At 60.3% G+C, this 18815-nt stretch carries 14 protein-coding genes; 4 read left to right on the top strand and 10 right to left on the bottom strand.

Translation table 11 applies throughout. The features are described 5' to 3' along the window. Window positions 1-45: 45 nt before the first annotated feature. The 8 genes from ACP15V_RS01065 to ACP15V_RS01030 all read right to left on the bottom strand — a co-directional run bounded on the left by ACP15V_RS01065 (window position 46) and on the right by ACP15V_RS01030 (window position 7935). Window positions 46-795 (bottom strand): SDR family NAD(P)-dependent oxidoreductase, encoded by a 750-nt coding sequence (locus tag ACP15V_RS01065; protein WP_424942703.1) that lies wholly within the window; start codon window positions 793-795, stop codon window positions 46-48. 47 nt (window positions 796-842) lie between these two features. Next, window positions 843-2153, bottom strand: coding sequence for an FAD-binding protein (locus ACP15V_RS01060; RefSeq protein ID WP_424941831.1), 1311 nt, complete (start codon window positions 2151-2153; stop codon window positions 843-845). After that, window positions 2150-3163: a lysylphosphatidylglycerol synthase transmembrane domain-containing protein gene (locus ACP15V_RS01055; RefSeq protein WP_424941830.1), complete on the bottom strand. Its 1014-nt coding sequence runs from the start codon at window positions 3161-3163 to the stop codon at window positions 2150-2152. The genes ACP15V_RS01060 and ACP15V_RS01055 overlap by 4 nt, the downstream gene beginning before the upstream one ends. Before the next feature lie 145 nt (window positions 3164-3308). Next, window positions 3309-4433, bottom strand: a complete 1125-nt coding sequence (locus ACP15V_RS01050) for a PQQ-dependent sugar dehydrogenase (RefSeq protein ID WP_424941829.1) — start codon at window positions 4431-4433, stop codon at window positions 3309-3311. Window positions 4434-4591: 158 nt separating this feature from the next. Next, on the bottom strand, window positions 4592-5221 hold the full coding sequence (locus ACP15V_RS01045; RefSeq protein WP_424941828.1) for a 3-oxoacid CoA-transferase subunit B: 630 nt from the start codon (window positions 5219-5221) through the stop codon (window positions 4592-4594). Between the two features lie 17 nt (window positions 5222-5238). Continuing rightward, window positions 5239-6081 (bottom strand): hypothetical protein, encoded by an 843-nt coding sequence (locus ACP15V_RS01040; protein WP_424941827.1) that lies wholly within the window; start codon window positions 6079-6081, stop codon window positions 5239-5241. Beyond that, window positions 6078-7196 carry a GSCFA domain-containing protein gene (locus tag ACP15V_RS01035; RefSeq protein WP_424941826.1) on the bottom strand — a complete coding sequence of 373 codons (1119 nt, stop codon included), beginning with the start codon at window positions 7194-7196 and terminating at the stop codon, window positions 6078-6080. Before ACP15V_RS01035 ends, ACP15V_RS01040 begins: the two co-directional genes overlap by 4 nt. Window positions 7197-7221: 25 nt before the next feature. Further along, complete coding sequence (locus tag ACP15V_RS01030; protein ID WP_424941825.1) at window positions 7222-7935, bottom strand: CoA transferase subunit A; 714 nt, start codon at window positions 7933-7935, stop codon at window positions 7222-7224. 186 nt (window positions 7936-8121) lie between these two features. Between ACP15V_RS01030 and ACP15V_RS01025 the strand changes: the two genes are divergently transcribed. Continuing rightward, window positions 8122-10005, top strand: a complete 1884-nt coding sequence (locus tag ACP15V_RS01025) for an SLC13 family permease (protein WP_424941824.1) — start codon at window positions 8122-8124, stop codon at window positions 10003-10005. Window positions 10006-10088: 83 nt separating this feature from the next. Here ACP15V_RS01025 and topA read toward each other — a convergent pair whose 3' ends face one another. Continuing rightward, the gene (gene topA, locus ACP15V_RS01020) at window positions 10089-12653 is read right to left on the bottom strand and encodes a type I DNA topoisomerase (protein ID WP_424941823.1); all 2565 of its coding nucleotides are present in this window, start codon (window positions 12651-12653) and stop codon (window positions 10089-10091) included. Window positions 12654-12895: 242 nt separating this feature from the next. On the opposite strand from topA, the gene ACP15V_RS01015 reads away from it, so the two are divergent. Then, entirely contained in the window at window positions 12896-15547 is a 2652-nt protein-coding gene (locus tag ACP15V_RS01015; protein ID WP_424941822.1) for an ATP-dependent helicase, read from the top strand. A gap of 413 nt (window positions 15548-15960) precedes the next feature. On the opposite strand, the gene ACP15V_RS01010 is transcribed toward ACP15V_RS01015, so the two are convergent. Further along, window positions 15961-16182 carry a DUF1127 domain-containing protein gene (locus ACP15V_RS01010; RefSeq protein ID WP_424941821.1) on the bottom strand — a complete coding sequence of 74 codons (222 nt, stop codon included), beginning with the start codon at window positions 16180-16182 and terminating at the stop codon, window positions 15961-15963. 316 nt (window positions 16183-16498) lie between these two features. Here ACP15V_RS01010 and ACP15V_RS01005 point away from each other — a divergent pair, with 316 nt between their 5' ends. Beyond that, a complete protein-coding gene (locus ACP15V_RS01005; RefSeq protein ID WP_424941820.1) occupies window positions 16499-17581 on the top strand; it encodes a P-loop NTPase in 1083 nt (360 codons plus the stop codon). 723 nt (window positions 17582-18304) lie between these two features. After that, window positions 18305-18814 carry a division/cell wall cluster transcriptional repressor MraZ gene (mraZ, locus tag ACP15V_RS01000; RefSeq protein ID WP_424941819.1) on the top strand — a complete coding sequence of 170 codons (510 nt, stop codon included), beginning with the start codon at window positions 18305-18307 and terminating at the stop codon, window positions 18812-18814. The last annotated feature ends 1 nt before the right edge of the window (window position 18815 follow it).

The following is an 18815-nucleotide window of genomic DNA, read 5'->3' as shown; positions in this document are numbered from 1 at the left end:
TGTGCCTCGGAGAGGCGAGGGGCAGCGCCCCTTTCCCCCGTCCGATCAGATCGACATTTTCTTGAAAATGAACTCTGGAATGTGGCGGATGATCAGCATGATATAGCGCCAGAAAAACGGCGTGTAGATCACGTTTTTCTTCTTCTCGACCGCGTTCAGGATATCGCCCGCGACCTTGTCGGGCGAGGCGACCAGGAACATGCCTTCCACGTCCCATGTCATCGCCGTGTCGACAAAGCCGGGTTTCACGGTGACCACATGGCCGCCCGCGCGGGTGAGCCGGTTGCGAAGCCCCGACAGATAGGTGGCAAACCCCGCCTTGGCCGCGCCGTAGACATAATTGCCAATGCGCCCACGGTCGCCCGCCACGGACCCCACCCCCACCACGGTGCCCGCGCCACGGGTTTCCATGACAGGGGCCAGCAGTTGCAGGAAGCGGGCCGGGCCGGTGAAGCTGTCCATCACCGTGCCGTCAATCAGGGCAGGATCGTCGTCAATGGCGCTTTGCGGCGGCATGGATCCCACGAAGACCGCGGCGTTGATCACCCCGGTGACCGCGCTGGCCCGGTCAATGATCGCGGGGAAGCTTTTCGGATCACGTGCATCAAATTTGATCGCTTCGGCATGCAGGCCGCGCGCGCGCATATCGGTGGCGCTGCGCTCCAGATCTTCCATATCGCGCCCGGCCAGCAGCACAAAGGCACCCTGGTCGGCCAGTTTGCGGGCAAAGGCGCGCGCCATTGAGGAGGTCGCGCCGAGGATGATCCAGGTCTGATCCGTATTTGGTTGGGTCATGGTGGGGCTCGTCTGGTCAGGGTGCGGGGCGGCGGTCACGGTGTCTTTCATGTCGCGTCCCTCAGGGTCAGGCGGCGGGTCATATCGGTTTCCAGCCGCCGGTCCGGGTCATATTTGTCGGCAATCGCGGCCCAGTCGCCATGTTCGGGATACATCGCCTTGATCGCCGCACCGGTGGCCAGCGCGTCTTTGGCAAGATACAGGCGCCCGCCCGCGTCCACGGTCATCTTCTCAAGCTCGGTGATCAGGTCGCGGGCCGCGTCACGGGCAGGGAAATCCACCGCCAGCGTGTAGCCTTCCATCGGGAAAGACATATGGCCCGCGCGCCCGTCGCCCATGCGTTTCAACACGGCGAGGGGCGAGGCGAGGCCTGCGCCCGCGATCTTTTCGAGCATCCCGCGCAGCGCGTCCACCTCAGCAAGCGGCACCACGTTCTGGAACTGATAAAACCCACGTTTGCCGTAAAGACGGTTCCAGTCATGGATCTTGTCGAGCGGGAAAAAGAACTCATCAATGCGCTTCACTGTGCTTTTGCCGGATGTGGGCACGCGGCGGTAATAGGCGGCGTTGAACCCTTTCACAATCGGGCCAGAGAGCGCCCAGTTCGGCGCGTCACGCGGCACGGATTTGGGCGATTTCGGCTTGGGCAGCAGCCCTTTGGCAAGCTCTGCTTCTTCGACGATGCCACGGCCCAGGGCGGCCCCTTTGGCGGTGGCGTCAATCCAGCCGACGGAGTAGCTCGCCGTGGAGGCATCCAGAAGGGCCACGTGACGGTCCCAGTTTTCGGCGCGTTGTTCGGTGACCATCATCACGTCGCCGGGGCAGGGTTTCATCTGCAAGGTTGCTTCGGCAATCACACCGGTCTGGCCGATGCCGCCCATCGTGGCGCGAAACAGCGCCTTGTTCTTGGTGGGGGTGGCCACCACGCGTTTGCCGTTTTGGATCAGGGTGAGCGATGTCACATGCTGGCCGAAGCTGCCGGAGTTGTGGTGGTTTTTGCCATGCACATCCTGTGCGATACAGCCGCCCACGGTGGCGAACCCGGTGCCGGGCATGACGGCGGGGATCCAGCCTTGCGGGGCAAAGATATGGGCCAGCTCGCCAATGGTGATGCCGGCTTCAACCGTGACGTGGCCTGTTTCAGCGTCAAAACCGATCACCCGGTTCATACGGGTCATGTCGATGGCGCGGCCGTCAGAATTTAGCGGTGCATCGCCATAGGAGCGGCGATTGCCAAGCGCAGGCCCGCCGGATTTGGTGATCTCAGCCAGCGCGCGGGCACGCTCCGGGCGGGCGAGCTCTCCGGTTGCGGACAGAACACGACCCCAGCCTGCATAGTCAGATGTTTTCCAGCTCATGTCGTTGTCTTTCTTGTCTTGAGCGAATGGCGTTCGGCGACGGGGAAAATCAGCATCCCGATGCCGATGGCAAACCAAAGCGTTGTCACGCGGATGATGGCGGTGGCAGGCACGGAGACCTCCAGCGGGACGCCTTCCAGCGCCAAAAGCGCGATCATCGCGGCCTCGGCCCCGCCGACGCCGCCCGGCGCGCCAGTCAGGCCGCCTGCGAGGGTGGAAAAGACGAAGATGGCGACCGCCGTGGCGAAGCCGATGTCGGAGCCAAGCCAGACCAGAAGCAGGTGAAACGCATAGCCTTCGGCGATCCAGCCGATCACGCCCAAAATGGCGGCTCCGGTCATCAGGGTGGGCGAGGTGAAGGCCGAAAGTGATTTCGCGGCGCGGCGGATGCGAACCCACAGGCGTGCAAACCGTCCGGTGATGCGGTGGCCCAGCGTGGCAAAGCCTGCCAGCAACACGGGGCGCGTGGCGACAAACCCTGCGATCAGGGCGAGGATCACAACCGGCACACCGCCCGCGATGCCTTTCATGGAAAAGGACAGGGCAAGGGCCAGGATCACCGCCATCGCGGTCAGGTCGGAGGCGCGGTCGACCAGCACGAGGGGTGCGGTGCGCTCGAAATTCCAGCCCGTTTCGCGTTTCAGCCAGCGCATACGGACAAGTTCGCCCACGCGGCCCGGTGTGACAGACATCGCAAAGCCGCCCAGAAAATGGCGCAGGTCCTGCATCAGCCCCGTGGGCAGACCAAGGCGGCGGGCAAAGACGTGCCAGCGCAGGCCGCGGAAGAGGTAGTTCACAAGGCTGAGGACCAGAAGGAACAGGATCTGCCACATCGAAAGCTTGGCAATCTGGGCGCGCGTCTCTTCCCATCCGGTCGCGGCGGCCAGGCCGATCAGCCCAACCAGCACAAGGCCAAACAGCCCCGCCAGCACCAGAACGTCACGCAGGCGACGCGAAGGGGCAGGGGTGTCCGGTGAAACGACCGGCGAAGAGGTATCTGTACTGCTCATTGTCATTGCCGCTTATCTGGCAGGAGAATGCGGCGAGATTATGAAACAATGGGGAATTTGGCGAGGGATTATTCACTTTTTGGCGGTAATGGGCTTCGGCAAGGCGGTCTCCCGCATGACAGAGGTCTGTGGCGGCCATCGTCCTTTAGTTCTGGAAGGGAGAGAGCTTCAACAGCCGCCCCTTGCCGCCATCTTCCAACACCCACAGATGACCTTTGGGGCCTTGTTCCACCTCGCGCACGCGTTTGCGCCACTCAAACCGTTCGGCTTCGCGCGCGCTGGAGCCTGACAAATCCACGCGGATCAGGGCGCGGCTGACCAGCCCGCCGATCAGCGCATCGCCCTGCCAGTCGGGGAACACCTCACCCGAATAGATTACCAGGCCCGAGGGCGCGATGCTGGGCACCCATGATATTTTCGGCGCTTCGAAATCGGGCCGGGTGGCGTGATCAGGGATGGGTTTGCCGCTGTAATTGTCGCCATCCGACACAATCGGCCAGCCATAATTGCGGCCCGGTTCGATCAGGTTGAGCTCATCGCCATGGCGCGGCCCCATCTCATGCGCCCAAAGCCGACCCTGCGCGTCAAAGGCGATCCCCAATGCGTTGCGATGGCCCGTGGTCCAAAAGCTTTTGGCAAGTTCGCCCTTGTCCTGAAACGGGTTGTCCCCCGGCACTGTGCCGTCATCGTTCAGGCGGATGATCTTGCCAAGCGCCATGTCCCAGCGCTGGGCCGGGGTCTGTTCCTGACGGTCACCCGAGGTGATAAAGAGTTTTCCCTTGGGGCCAAAGACAATCCGGTGCGAGAAATGACCCTTGCCGGGCCGGGCCGGGGTCTGGGTCCAGATCACCTGCAGATCGGTCAATTTCGATGTGTCGCCCAGGGTCAGCTTGCCGCGCAGCACGGTGGCACGGCGGGTGCGGCGCGTGTCGCCCGGCAGAACCAACGAGATATAGACAAGGCTGTTTTGGTCAAACTTCGGGTGCAGCACCACGTCGCCCAACCCGCCTTGCCCGCCGACCATCGGTTCGGGCAGGCCCTGAACCTCTTGCTTCCGCCCATCCGTTCCGACCAGCCAGAGCTTGCCGGGTTTGGTGGTGACCAGCAGCCAGTCCTGATCAATGAACGTCATCGCCCAGGGGCGATCAAAACTGGCGATCGGTTCGGCAGTCAGCCCACCGCCCTTGTTGCCCTGAATGGTAAATCCGACCGCTGGGGTGACCAACAGGGTGGACAGGGCAATGAGGCAGGCGACAAGAGGTCGTTTCATGGTGTTTGATCCACATCTCGTTCTCTGGATCCTCTCAATAGAGCATTGTTGTGGGTCTGTTTCAAATCTGTACCGAAAACGATCCCGTGATCCGGGGGCTGTGACGCAAAAGGCCCCCCGAAAACGGGAGGCCTTTCGTGATCCGGATGGATGGTAGTTTAGTTGACGATGGTCGCCTGTGTGGCGGCGCGCAGCTCGTCTTCGGTCACGCCATCGGCGCATTCAACGATTTTCAACCCGCCCTCAACCACGTCCATCACGCCAAGGTTGGTGATGATACGGTCAACCACTTTCTGACCGGTGAGCGGCAGGGTGCATTCCTTCAGCACCTTGCTGTCGCCGTGTTTGTTGGTGTGATCCATCACAACCACCACGCGGCCAACGCCGGCGACCAGATCCATCGCGCCGCCCATGCCTTTGACAAGCTTGCCGGGGATCATCCAGTTGGCCAGATCGCCGTTTTCCGCCACTTCCATCGCGCCCAGGATTGCCATGGCAATCTTGCCGCCACGGATCATGCCAAAGCTCATCGAGCTGTCGAAATAGGCGGTTTGCGGCAGTTCGGTGATGGTCTGCTTGCCCGCGTTGATCAGGTCGGCGTCAATCTCGTCCTCGGTCGGGAAGGGGCCCATGCCCAGCATGCCGTTTTCTGATTGCAGTGTCACCTCAACCCCCTCGGGGATGTAGTTTGACACCAGCGTCGGAATGCCGATGCCGAGGTTCACATACCAGCCATCCTGCAGTTCCTGTGCCGCGCGGGCGGCCATTTGATTGCGGTCCCAAGCCATGATGTTTCCTTCCTTGATTAATCGTGTCCAGCCCGGTCAGGCAGGCCAAGCTGTGTTGTTGCGTATGTTGTCAGCAGTTCCAGCCCAAAGGCCGGGTTCATGTGGCGATGATCGGGGGGGGAGGCGTTGCCCGCCCCGTCCTTGCCGCCATGGCAATAGGTGGCAACCGTGGCAAAGGGGGTTGCGATTGTATGGTCCGGCTGGCTGAAGAACCCATAGCCATGGGCCGCCAGTTTTTCGGTGATCTTCTGGTCGTAGATCTGCATCAGATCGGCCAGAAAGGGGATCGCTTGGAATCTGTCGAACATCCTGGCTTCTTTTTTCTGGTCCTTGATTTCAAGCATCGAGATCGAGCGATGCGGGGCGTCGGTGAAACACAGACCGTCCCGCTTGCCAAAGATACTGGCCATCTTTCCGACCCAGGGATCAAGGAGATGATCCAGCCACTCCTCAACCAGTTCGCGCGACAGGAACTGCGCCCCATCCTCTCCTTGGTCCAGCAGGCCATAGGTCGTGTTGTCATCCCCGCCCAAACCGCACAGATCGAGCAAATGCGGGCGATGGCCGATGATCAGGACATGGTCAAACGCATCCAGAGACACGCGGTCCGTTCCATTGATCTGGACCACGGTGTCCGTATCCCGGTCGCTGAACACTTTGGGGATAAAGACATTGTTCTTGTCGAGCCGCCCCCGCGTGAATGAGGTCCCCGGCGCGGCAAAAAAGCTCAGTTCGATCTCAGGGTAAAGGGCTTGGAAACTGTCCTTTGCGGTGCGCGGGGCGCCGACATGCGAGCTGCCGATGACCAGAACCGATACCGGAGCGGGGGGGTGTGCTTTTTTGGTGGATTTGGCGCTCATTTGGAAAACGCCTCCAACAAGGCCTCTTCACAGACCACGTCATCTTCATTGCCCTGGGCGGCTTTTTGGCGCCGCGCACGACGGGCCTGCCGGATGGCACGAATGCGGGCGGTTTTCTCTTCTTCGGTCTCGGGCGCATCGTCCGACACCTCTACCCCATGGCTGGTCAGGAACAGGCGCATCACCCGCGCCACGCCTTCCGGGGCGACGGATCGCAGGTTCTCTTCAAAAAAGCTTTTGGGGGCCGGATGGGACGAGATGATTTCAAAAGAGGGGAAATAGTCCACATCGTCAAAATCCATCGCCAGCTCTCCGGCGACGCTGCGCAGCACTGATTTGGAATAGGTGCTGGCGGCCAGCACATGCTGATCGCTTGCCGTGGCGGTGAGCGGCACCGGGGACACGGTCAGCAGAAACTTCAGTCCCGGATTGATCTTTTTCAGCGCGTCCCGAAGGGCCAGGAAATCGTCGTGGACCTCGCGGGCGCGGAAGTTTTTGAAGCGGTAAATCGCGGGGTCAAACTCACCGGCAATGGTGCCCGGGGCGGTGGGGTAGATCGTGCCGGTCTCGATATGTTCCCACGCCTCGGTGAGGCCAAGGGTGAAGACCATCAAATCCGCCTCGCGCAACATGTCCAGCACAATCGCCAGATGCTGCGCCCGGGCGCGCATCACCAGATCGGGCGAAGGCAATCCGCGTGGATCCACATTGGGGCGCTGGGCATCGTGAAACCGCCCGTCTTTCTCCCAGACCGGTTCCGCCGGAGAGAACGCCCCTTGCGCCTCAGCCAGCAGCTGGCGCATCTGGCGCACGGTATACACATTGCCATAGCGCCCGGAATAGATCCGATAGCCGTGTTTTTGCGCCAGTTCGATCGGCATGCCGTCCGGGGCGGGTTCGCCATCGAGCACGTTGAACCCGTTTTCACGCAGCACCCGGCCCACATGCTGGGCAAAGCAGCTCCCGGCGGTGAAGATCTTCATCTCGCGATCCACCGGAAACTTCGGTTCAAACAGGTCTGACGGAGGATAGGCGTCCGCCTTCACCACCCCGCCGCGCCAGAAACTGCGCGAGGGTCGCCCTTGATAGGGGGATGTCGGGGTGGATTTGGTCATGATCGCCTCAGGCTGCCAATGCCGCTTATGCGGCGCGCGTGGTGCGCTGTTCGATGCGCTTCTCGTGCTCGCCCTGGATCAGGCGGTGCACGTAGATGCCCGGCAGGTGGATCGCGTCAGGATCAAGCGAGCCGGTCGGCACGATCTCTTCCACTTCAACCACACAGACCTTACCACACATGGCGGCGGGCGGGTTGAAGTTGCGGGCGGTTTTGCGGAACACCAGGTTGCCGGTTTCATCCGCTTTCCAGGCTTTTACGATGGAGAGGTCGGCAAAAATGCCTTCTTCCATGATATAGGTTTCCATCTCGCCATTCGGACCGGTCGGGAAGTCCTTGTGTTCCTTGCCCTCGGCAATCACGGTGCCCACGCCGGTTTTGGTGTAAAACCCGGGGATGCCGTGCCCGGCGGCGCGCATGCGTTCGGCCAGGGTGCCCTGTGGGTTAAACTCCAGCTCCAGCTCACCTGAAAGATACTGGCGCATGAACTCGGCGTTTTCGCCCACATAGGACGAAATCATCTTCCGCACCTGTTTGGTCTGCAAGAGGATGCCGATGCCGAAATCATCCACGCCCGCATTGTTCGACGCAAAGGTCAGATCCTTCACACCGCTTTCCTTGATGGCGTCCAGAAGAAGTTCGGGGATGCCACACAGGCCAAAACCACCTGCGGCGATCAGCATGTCGTCGGTCAGAAGGCCATCCAGCGCTTCCGCGGCCGAGCCGTATACCTTTTTCATGAAAGTGTCCTCTCGTCAGTTCTGAGAATTGTTCTGGCGCGACGAGGGTGCACTGTCAACGAAGCAGCGGCCAAAAACGGTGATTTCGAGTATTTCTACCCTGTCGGTCTTGCGTGTTTTTGCGCAATTTTATTGCGTCATCATGCTTTCTGTTCACAATAAGAGAAAACGGGTGACGGAGGGGCAATGGAACAACTGGTGTTTTCATTCGAGATGGGTGTGGTCTGCGCGATGCTGGGCTTCACCGTGTTTTTGTTTGTCTCAGAGATCGTGCGCATTGACCTCGCGGCGATCCTTGTTTTGGTTATTCTGGGCATTCTCAGTTATCACCCGACGCTTTCTAACCTGGCGGACGTCAACCAGCTGTTCAACGGGTTTGCGTCCAATGCGGTCATATCGATCATCGCGGTGATGATTGTCGGGGCCGGGCTGGACAAAACCGGGATCATGAACAAGGTCGCGGCCACGATCATGCAGCGCGGCGGCGCGTCTGAATCCCGGATCCAGCCGATTGTGGCGGGCACGGTTGGGGTGATATCAAGCTTCATGCAAAACGTGGGGGCGGCGGCGCTGTTTTTGCCGGTGATCAGCCGGATCTCGACCCGGTCGGGGATACCGATCAACCGCCTGGCGATGCCGATGGGGTTTTGTGCGATCCTGGGCGGCACCATGACCATGGTGGGGTCCTCGCCGCTGATCTTGCTCAATGACCTGCTGCAAACCGCCAATGCCAGCCTGCCTGAGGGGCAGAAGATGGAGCTTTTTGGCCTCTTCTCCGTGGCCCCCGTCGGCGTTGTTCTGGTGCTCAGCGGGATCTTCTATTTCCTGCTTCTGGGCCGTTGGGTGCTGCCGGAAAGCGGGGCGGTCAGCGATACCTCGGTGGGGCAGGGCACCTCGGATTATCTGAAACGTGTCTATGGATTGACGGCCTCGGTCTATGAGGTGGAGGTCCCCGCCGACAGCCCGTTGGTGGGGCAGGTGTTGGCGGATGTGAACCTGGAAAACCACCTTTACATCATCTCGACCTTCTATCGGGGCAAGACCTCGATGGTGCAGGTTCTGACCGCCGAAATTGCCGCGCCGTGCCGGTTGGCGATCATCGGTAAAAAGGACGAGGTGGACCGGTTTGCCGAGAAATACGGGCTGACCGTGCGCCCGCAGCTGGATGTGTTCACCGAAGAATTTGCCGCCACCAATGCCGGCATTGCCGAACTGGTGATCCCGCCGGAAAGTGACCTGATCGGGAAATCCCCGCGCGAGTTGCTGCTGCGCAAAACCTATGGTCTGTCCCTGCTGGCAATCCATCGGCGCGAAGAAACGCTGAGCCATGTCGAAACCGACGATCATGTCCCCACCGCAATTGGTCTTGAAAAGTTTGAACTGGGCGACATGTTGGTGGCGCACACCCGCTGGGACAACCTGACCCGCCTGCAGGGCAACCAGAATTTCGTCATCATGACCTCGGATTTCCCGCAAGAAGAGCTGCGCCCGCATAAGGTGGGTTGGGCGATGCTGTTCTTTGCCCTCTCGCTGTCGCTGATCCTGTTCACCGATGTGCGCCTGTCGCTGTGCCTGCTGACCGGGGCGGTGGGGATGCTGCTGTCGCGCGTGCTGTCGATTGATGAGGCGTATAATGCGGTGGGCTGGAACACGGTGTTCCTGCTGGCCTGCCTGATCCCTCTGGGGCAGGCGGTGCAGAACACGGGCACGGCGGAATGGATTGCGCAACAGATCCTGACCGCGCTGGATGGCTGGCCGATCTGGTCGTTGCAGGCCGGGATTGCGGTGCTGGCCACCGGATTTTCGCTGGTGATGTCCAATGTGGGGGCCACGGTCTTGCTGGTGCCCCTGGCGGTGTCGATTGCGGTGGCGGCAGGGGCCAGCCCCGCGCTTTTTGCGCTGACCGTGGCAATCTCGACGTCAAACTCCTTCATCATCCCCACCCATCAGGTGAATGCGCTGATCATGGGGCCGGCGGGGTATAAGGTGAAGGATTTCGTCAAGGCCGGGGGAATCATGACGGTGCTGTTCCTGGTGATTTCCCTGATCATGCTGAACCTCGTGTTCTGACCTTTGAGGGCAAGAAGCACAGCTCAAACACAAAAGCCCCGCCGAATAGTCGACGGGGCTTTTTCATGTCTGGTGCCAATGGGTTACTTCTTGGCCGTCGCCTTTTTCTTCGGTGCGGCTTTCTTTTTGGCGGGCTTCTTTTTCGCCGACTTCTCGGCAATCAGCGCAACCGCCATCTCCATGGTCACATCTTCAGGTTTCACGTCTTTCGGGATGGTCGCATTGACCTTTTCCCATTTCACATATGGCCCGTAGCGCCCATCGAGAATGTTCACCGCGCCGCCATCTTCCGGGTGTTCCCCTAGTTCCTTGAGGGGTTTGGCTGCGGCACGCCCGCGCCCACGGCCCGGATTGGCCCGTTTCTCCGCCAGCATTTCCACCGCGCGGTTCATGCCAATCTCAAAGACATCCAGCGTTTCCTTGAGGTTCACGTAAACCGGCTTTTCCTCGTCAGGTTTCTGGTGCGCAATGTAAGGCCCAAAGCGCCCAAGGTTCGACTGGATATTGCCGCCATCCGGGTGCTGGCCAATGGTGCGCGGCAGGGTCAGAAGCGTCAGCGCCTGCTCAAACGTCAGCTCATTTGGTCCCCAGCCGGGCAGGAACTCCTTGCCCTGTTTCGGCAGGGACGAGCGTGGCGGTTTCTTGTTTTCGGGCGTGGCTTCTCCGCGCTGCACATAGGGCCCAAAGCGGCCGGATTTCAGGTGGATCTCGTCGCCGTTATCCTCGCCCAGAACGCGCTCGTACCCTTCCGCCCCTTCGCCGGAAATCGGGCGGGTGTAGTTGCATTCCGGGTAGTTGCCACAGCCCACGAACCCGCCAGTGCGCGAGGTCTTGAGGTGCAGGTTACCCTCGCCACATTTCGGGCAGATCCGCGGATCGGTGCCATCTTCGCGCGGCGGATAAAGCTGCGGGGCCAGGGCCGCGTCCAGCTTGTCGAGCACCTCGGAAATGCGCAGCTCGGAGGTTTCCGCGATCGCGGCCGAAAAATCGCGCCAGAACCGGGTCAGCACGTCTTTGTAATTGGCATCCCCCGCCGAGATTTCATCCAGCTCTTCTTCCAGGTTCGCGGTGAACTCGTACCCCACATATTTGCGGAAGAAGTTGACCAGGAAGATGGTCACGATCCGGCCCTTATCCTCGGGGAACAGGCGGTTTTTCTCTTTGCGGACATATTCGCGGTCCTGGATCGTGGTGATCACCGACGCGTAGGTCGAGGGGCGACCGATGCCCAGCTCTTCCATCCGTTTCACCAGCGTCGCTTCCGTGTAGCGGGGCGGGGGCTGGGTGAAGTGCTGTTCGGGCGTGATCGTGCGCTTGTCGGCCGGTTCGCCCTGCATGATCTGCGGCAGACGCTTGTCATCGTCATCGACCACGGCGTCGTCACGGCCTTCTTCGTAAACCTTCAGAAAGCCCTCGAACACAACCACTTGCCCGGTGGCGCGCAGCCCAACCTGACCGTCGTCTGACCCGATCTCAACCGTGGTGCGTTCAAACCGGGCGCTTTCCATCTGGCTCGCCAGCGTGCGTTTCCAAATGAGGTCGTAAAGCTTGCGCTGATCGGGTTCCAACCGGCCCAGATCCTCGGCCGAGACGGTCATATCCGTGGGGCGGATACATTCGTGTGCTTCCTGCGCGTTCTTGGCCTTATTCTTGTAAACGCGGGGTTTTTCCGGGATGAATTCCTTGCCGTAGCGGTCGGTGATCGCATCACGCGCCGCAGAGACCGCTTCGGGCGCCATGTCGATCCCGTCGGTCCGCATATAGGTGATGTAGCCTGCCTCATACAGGCGCTGCGCGGTCGACATGGTCTGCCGCGCGCCAAAGCCGAACTTGCGGCTGGCTTCCTGTTGCAGGGTCGAGGTCATGAAGGGGGCAGACGGGTTGCGGTTGGCGGGTTTGGCTTCCACCGAGCGCACGGTCAGGTCACGCGACGAGATTGCCTGCACAGCCATTTCCGCTGCGGTTTCATTGGCCAGGCTGTGTTTGTCGAGCTTGTCGCCGCCCAGCACCGTCAGCTTGGCTTCAAATTCCTGCCCGCGCGGGGTGGAAAGCACCGCTTTGACCGACCAATATTCCTTGGCATTGAACGCCTCGATTTCCTGTTCGCGTTCCACGATCAGGCGCAGGCAGACCGATTGCACCCGGCCTGCAGACCGCGCACCGGGCAGTTTGCGCCACAGAACCGGCGACAGGTTGAAGCCCACGAGGTAGTCCAGCGCGCGGCGGGCAAGGTAGGCCTCGACCAGATCACTGTCCACCTGGCGCGGATTGGCCATCGCATCCAGCACCGCATCCTTGGTGATCGCATTGAAGGTCACGCGCGAAACTGGCGTGTCTTTCTTGATCGAACGACGCTTGCGCAGCGCTTCCTCAAGGTGCCACGAAATCGCTTCCCCTTCGCGATCGGGGTCAGTTGCGAGGATCAGGGCGTTGTCTTCTTTCAACGCATCGGCAATGGCACGCACGTGTTTTTTCGAGTCGTTCCCGACCTCCCACACCATGTCGAACCCATGGTCCGGGTCCACCGAGCCATTCTTGGCCGGCAGGTCGCGCACATGGCCGTATGAGGCCAGCACGGTGTAATCCTTGCCAAGATATTTATTGATGGTTTTGGCCTTGGCCGGGCTTTCGACAACGACTACTGGCATGCAATCCTCATGAACTATTATCCGCCGTTTATGACAGTCAGCGGTGACATATCTGCGGACGGTAGATGTGGCCGGAAGGGGGGCATTGTCAATGGCGCTTCTCTCTATAATAAGGTCCGGGATGTCGCGCCCCCTTTAGGGGGCGGAAAAATACACGCATTTCCAGGGGCGGTCCCTGCCCAACTGGAACATTTGTGGAACGCCCCCTTTTCCCGGCGCGGGCAAATCGGTAAAGAGACAGTATGAGCGATATTGACGACGACGATCTGTTCGAAGAGTTCGAGGCGGTGGAACCTGCCCCGATTGCGCCTGCCAAGCCCAAAATCCCGTTGTCGCAACGGGCGATGGGGATGGGTGCCTCATACCCGACCCCTTATCTTGACGGATTGAACCTTGCGCAGCGCGAAGCGGTTGAGGCGTTGGACGGCCCTGTTCTGATGCTGGCGGGCGCGGGCACCGGCAAGACAAAGGCGCTGACCACCCGGATCGCGCATCTGCTCTATACCCGCACCGCCCAGCCCAATGAAATCTTGTCTGTGACCTTCACCAACAAGGCCGCGCGCGAGATGAAAAATCGGGTCGCCGCGCTGTTGGGGCAGACGGTGGAAGGGATGCCCTGGATGGGCACGTTCCACTCGATCTGTGTGAAACTTCTGCGTCGCCATGCGGAACTGGTGGGGCTGAAATCAAACTTCACCATCCTTGATACGGATGACCAGAATCGCCTGCTGAAACAGCTGATTGTTGCCGCGAATATCGACGAAAAACGCTGGCCGGCGCGGCTTTTGTCCGGGGTAATCGACAATTGGAAAAACCGGGCGTGGACCCCGGCGCAGGTCCCAACCGGAGAGGCCTCGGCCTTTAACGGGCAGGGGGTGGATCTGTATTACCAATATCAGGAACGGCTGAAATCGCTGAATGCCTGTGACTTTGGTGACCTGCTGTTGCATGTGGTCACGATTTTCCAGAAACACGACGACATTCTGCAGCAATATCAACGCTGGTTCCGCTACATCCTTGTCGACGAATATCAGGACACCAATGTCGCCCAATACCTGTGGCTGCGGTTGCTCGCTCAGGGGCACAAGAACATCTGCTGCGTGGGCGATGACGATCAGTCGATCTATGGCTGGCGCGGGGCCGAGGTGGGCAATATCCTGCGGTTCGAGGCCGATTTCCCCGGTGCGAAAGTGGTGAAACTGGAACAAAACTACCGCTCCACCGCGCATATTCTGGGGGCGGCCGCCGGTGTCATCCGTGGCAATGAAAACCGGCTGGGCAAAGAGCTTTGGACCGACGCCGAGGGCGGCGAGAAGGTGCGCCTCATCGGCCATTGGGATGGCGACGAAGAAGCGCGTTGGGTGGGCGAAGAGATTGAGGCGATGCAGTCCGGCACACGCGGGCAAGCCCCACGCTCGCTCGATGATATGGCGATCCTCGTACGCGCCTCGCATCAGATGCGCGCCTTTGAAGATCGCTTTCTGACCATCGGTCTGCCCTATCGCGTAATCGGTGGCCCGCGCTTTTACGAACGGATGGAGATCCGCGACGCCATGGCCTATTTCCGGCTGGCGGTCAGTCAGGAGGATGATCTGGCGTTCGAGCGGATCGTGAACACCCCGCGCCGTGGGCTGGGCGACAAAGCGGTGCAGACCATTCAGATCATGGCACGGTCAAACGGTGTGTCGCTGGTTGAGGGCGCGCGGCTTGCGGTGGAACAGGGCGCGATCAAGGGTAAAGGTGGCAAGGGGTTGGCCGAGCTTGTGGCGAATTTGGATCGTTGGCACAATTTGCTGACAGGCACACAGCGCAGGAGCTTTGGCGAGGACGACCCTGTTCGATACACAGCCAACCGATTTGAACATGATGTGCCTTCAGAACATGAGAACACCGATTTTTCAGAGAATGATCTCAAGGGAAATTACCAGCCGCCACAAGAAGAGCTTGGTGGAAAAAATGACGGACCTCATGGGGATGTTTTTGGCGGAGGGGAGCGAATTTACGTCGAGCCAATGATTGAGGCTGACAGCGCGGTCTCGCATATCGAACTGGCCGAAATGATTCTCGACGAATCTGGCTACACCGGCCATTGGCAAAACGACAAAACGCCGGAAGCGCCGGGGCGGCTGGAGAACCTCAAGGAGCTGGTCAAGGCACTGGAGGCGTTTGAAAACCTGCAAGGGTTCCTCGAACATGTCAGCCTGATCATGGACAATGACAGCGAGGATGCCGAAGAAAAGGTCACCATCATGACCCTGCACGCGGCCAAGGGGTTGGAATACCCCGCCGTGTTCCTGCCGGGCTGGGAAGACGGGCTGTTCCCATCGCAGCGGTCAATGGATGAAAGCGGTCTCAAGGGGCTCGAGGAAGAGCGCCGTCTGGCCTATGTGGGCATCACCCGCGCCGAGGAGATTTGCACCATTTCCTTTGCCTCGAACCGGCGCGTCTATGGCCAGTGGCAATCGCAATTGCCCTCGCGTTTTGTCGATGAGCTGCCCGAAGAACATGTTGAGGTGCTGACCCCACCGGGCCTGTATGGCGGGGGCTATGGCGCCGCTGCTGGGGGCAATTTTGGTGGTGGGTCGCAGATCGAAGAGCGCGCGCGCAAGGCCGACGCTTACAACTCTCCCGGTTGGAAGCGCATGCAGGCCAATACCAGTGGTCGCACGCGGCCGAATTCCGGATCGGGCAAGGCGAAAGGCATGGTGATTGATCTCACGGCCACAAGTTCCTTCACCCAGGGGGACCGCGTGTTTCACCAGAAATTTGGCTATGGCACCGTGATGGGGGTTGAAGGCGAGAAGCTGGATATCGAATTTGACCATGCGGGGGCGAAGAAAGTGGTGGCGAAATTTATCGTACCCGCAGCGCAGGCGGGCGACGTGCCGTTCTGACCCGCGCTGCACCCATGACTTTCGAAAGGCGTCCCGACGGGCGCCTTTTTCTTTTGGTCCGTTGGTAGGCATAAAAAAACGGCGATGCCCGGGAGGAGGTGGACATCGCCGTTCTTTGTCTGATGCCGTCCCCAAGGAGGAGGAGAGGGCGACATCGGCGCTGGCAGGTCAGGGAGGAGGAGAGACCTGGCAGCGATGCGAACACCCAAGGGAGGAGAGGGCATTCGAAACTTTGGGCGCGGCAGCTTCCCAGGGAGGAGGAGGGGAAGCTGCCGCATCCCGGAACCTGTCAAAGGGAGGAGGGACAGGTCCGGAAACGTGATTGACTGGCGGGGGCAGGGAGGAGGACGCCCCCGCCGCCAATCTCGGCACCGCTAGGGAGGAGGTGCGGTGCCAGGGAAATCGTGTAAAACTTACGCGCGGTAAGCGGCTTTGTAGGCGATATGCTGGATCTCGCCGCGGGCGATGCCCAGATCGTCCAGCTCGCGGGTCGACAGGGCGTTCAGCTCTTTGACGGTTTCGCGATAGATGGCGCGTTTGGCCATTGCGTCTTTCAGATCAGCAAAGCGGGCGATCAGGCGGTCAACAAAGCCCACGCGGGCGTTCAGAATTTCAGTAGCGTATGCCATGGTCATGTCTCACTTCTCGGTTCGGGTGCGGCCCTGTTCGCAGATGTGCCGCGGAATATCTCGTTGCACCATATTGGCGCTGTTGAGGGTTATTTGGCGCTAACGCTGCATTTGCACAATCCCCGGAACGGGCAATGCCGCTATGCAGAAACTGCATATGTATTGCTGACCTATATTCACATTCCTGTGACCTTCGGATCGTATCCTTGAAAGCGCGGATATGGGTTGCGGCGGCGTGCCGCCCTCAATCCGCGGCGGCTTTCCCTTGTAACTCTGCGTTTGAGGGCGCAAATGTGGGTCAGGAATTCTGCAGGAGGTGGCTTTGACCCAAACGCGCGACACAATCATGTCTGTTCTTTCAACCATTGCCTTGCCCGATGGCGGTGATCTGGCCTCGCGCGATATGGTGCGGGCGCTGCAAGTCGACGGCGGCACGGTCAGCTTCGTGATCGAAGCCGCGACGCCCGAGCAGGCGGGCGCGATGGAGCCGCAGCGCAAAGCGGCCGAGGCGGCCATTGCTGCGCTGGATGGGGTGGAAAAGGTCACCGCGATCCTGACCGCTCATGGCGCGTCGCCCGCAAAACCCGCGCAGCAAGCACCAAATCTGAAAATTGGCGGGCATCCGAAACCGCAGGCCGGGCCAATGGCCGTGCCGGGGGTAAAGAACATCATCGCGATTGCATCAGGCAAGGGTGGTGTGGGGAAATCCACGGTCAGTTCAAACCTTGCCGTGGCGCTGGCCGCGCAGGGCCGCAAGGTGGGGCTTTTGGACGCCGACATCCTCGGCCCATCGCAGCCGCGTATGATGGGCACCAATGTGCGCCCCTCCTCGCCGGATGGCGAAAAGCTGATCCCGGTCGAGGCGCATGGGGTCAAGCTGATGTCGATCGGCCTGATGCTGAAATCCGACCGCGAGTCGGTTGTGTGGCGTGGCCCGATGTTGATGGGGGCGCTGCAACAGATGCTGTTTCAGGTCGATTGGGCACCGCTGGATGTGCTGATCATCGACCTGCCGCCGGGCACCGGTGACGTGCAGTTGACGCTGGCGCAGAAATCGCAGCTGACCGGGGCCGTGGTGGTCTCGACCCCGCAGGATGTGGCGCTTTTGGATGCGCGCAAGGCGATTGACATGTTTGGCAAGGTCAATGTGCCGATCCTTGGGCTGATCGAAAACATGTCCAGCTACACCTGCCCGAATTGTGGCCACGAAGAACATCTGTTTGGTCATGGCGGGGTGAAGGCCGAAGCCGACGATCTGGGCGCGCCGTTTTTGGGCGAGCTGCCCCTGTCGCTGGATGTGCGTCTGGCCGGGGACGCCGGAGCGCCCGCTGTTTTGAACGGAGGCGCGGTGGCCGAGGCCTATGGCCGTGTCGCCGAGCATCTGGTGGCGCGCGGCCTGGCCTGATCGCCCCCACCCCACAACCAACGCCCGATGCGCCCGCCCTTTGGCGGGCGTTGTCGTTTTGACCGCCGCCTTGCCGTGACCCGGGGCCATTTGGCGGCCAATGCAGGGGCGCGCGGGTGGGGATGGGAATTTATGGGCGGTATGGGAAATCATGGAGCGTGGCTGGTGCGGTTCTGGGATTTCCCAGAGATTCGCGGAAAATTCGGCGGTATTTTTTCCGATTTTGGCTGAAATACCGTGACGCTGCAAAAAAAGTTGGGATTTTTTGGGATTTTTTGGAACCCAAACTCTTATCTATATGTTGTGTATAAATGGGAGATGGAATCTAAATCGGGTGGGTTTTTGCGGTGTCGCTTGAATGCGTCATCATTCACGCAGGCATTTTGACCCGTTTGGTGTAGGTTTTTCCCATCTGGGGGTATTGCGTCCCATGAATTCCCGGTCTAATACTTATAACCATGATGAGGACGGGAACAACGAGGCGCTAAGACCTCACGTGACACTCCCAAGTCAGGTTTCATACAGGCACCCGCTTCATCAGGTAAAGAGATCCGGCGCGTACGCGAGCAGACATCCCCCCAGGTGGCGCGCGCGACTGGACACCCGGAAACGGGCTCGGCGGCGGATTGATCAGTGGCAGCTAGATCAATCCGCCGTTTTTCATTCAAGGGACCCCGCGCAGATCACGTGGACCCCGCGAGAGGACAGGAAAGGAACCGCAGCTTGGCACGCAGGTTCAGAGGTGAAAGCCACCATAAGGTGGACGCGAAGGGCAGGGTCTCGATCCCCGCCCTCTTTCGCCGTGTTCTGGAAGCGGGCGACCCGGATTTCCGCGAAGGCGACACCCCGAACCTGGTGATTGTCTATGGCGATCACCGCCGCAATTACCTGGAAGCTTACACCATCGAAGCGATTGACGAGGTTGATGACCAGATCGCCAAACTGCCGCGTGGGTCGATGGAGCGGCGCATGCTGGAACGTCTTTTCAATGGTCAGTCTTTCCCAACCTCGGTGGATGAAACCGGTCGCCTGGTGCTGCCCGCCAAGCTGCGCCAGAAGATCGGCCTGGAAAAAGAAGCCTTTTTCATCGCCACCGGTGACACCTTTCAGATCTGGAAGCCGGAAACCTATGAAGAGGTTGAAATGGCCAAGACCGAGGCCTGGCTGGATGAGCAACCTGATGATTTTGACCCGCTGACGCTTTTGGCAGGCGCGGGTGATGCAGGAGAGTGAC

Origin of the sequence: Aliiroseovarius crassostreae, from assembly GCF_049803815.1 — a bacterium.
In the GTDB taxonomy this organism is placed as follows: Bacteria; Pseudomonadota; Alphaproteobacteria; order Rhodobacterales; family Rhodobacteraceae; genus Aliiroseovarius; species Aliiroseovarius crassostreae_A.
Note: the sequence above shows the minus strand (reverse complement) of the source record. Positions and strands in the feature narration are given on the sequence as shown.

Bases quoted from the DNA above. Each gene is read 5' to 3' on its own strand.
- ACP15V_RS01050 (WP_424941829.1), bottom strand. From the start codon at position 4,433: ATGAAACGACCTCTTGTCGCCTGCCTCATTGCCCTGTCCACCCTGTTG.
- ACP15V_RS01035 (WP_424941826.1), bottom strand. From the start codon at position 7,196: ATGACCAAATCCACCCCGACATCCCCCTATCAAGGGCGACCCTCGCGC.
- ACP15V_RS01065 (WP_424942703.1), bottom strand. From the start codon at position 795: ATGACCCAACCAAATACGGATCAGACCTGGATCATCCTCGGCGCGACC.
- topA (WP_424941823.1), bottom strand. From the start codon at position 12,653: ATGCCAGTAGTCGTTGTCGAAAGCCCGGCCAAGGCCAAAACCATCAAT.
- ACP15V_RS01040 (WP_424941827.1), bottom strand. From the start codon at position 6,081: ATGAGCGCCAAATCCACCAAAAAAGCACACCCCCCCGCTCCGGTATCG.
- ACP15V_RS01060 (WP_424941831.1), bottom strand. From the start codon at position 2,153: ATGAGCTGGAAAACATCTGACTATGCAGGCTGGGGTCGTGTTCTGTCC.
- ACP15V_RS01045 (WP_424941828.1), bottom strand. From the start codon at position 5,221: ATGGCTTGGGACCGCAATCAAATGGCCGCCCGCGCGGCACAGGAACTG.
- ACP15V_RS01015 (WP_424941822.1), top strand. From the start codon at position 12,896: ATGAGCGATATTGACGACGACGATCTGTTCGAAGAGTTCGAGGCGGTG.
- ACP15V_RS01025 (WP_424941824.1), top strand. From the start codon at position 8,122: ATGGAACAACTGGTGTTTTCATTCGAGATGGGTGTGGTCTGCGCGATG.
- ACP15V_RS01055 (WP_424941830.1), bottom strand. From the start codon at position 3,163: ATGAGCAGTACAGATACCTCTTCGCCGGTCGTTTCACCGGACACCCCT.
- ACP15V_RS01010 (WP_424941821.1), bottom strand. From the start codon at position 16,182: ATGACCATGGCATACGCTACTGAAATTCTGAACGCCCGCGTGGGCTTT.
- ACP15V_RS01030 (WP_424941825.1), bottom strand. From the start codon at position 7,935: ATGAAAAAGGTATACGGCTCGGCCGCGGAAGCGCTGGATGGCCTTCTG.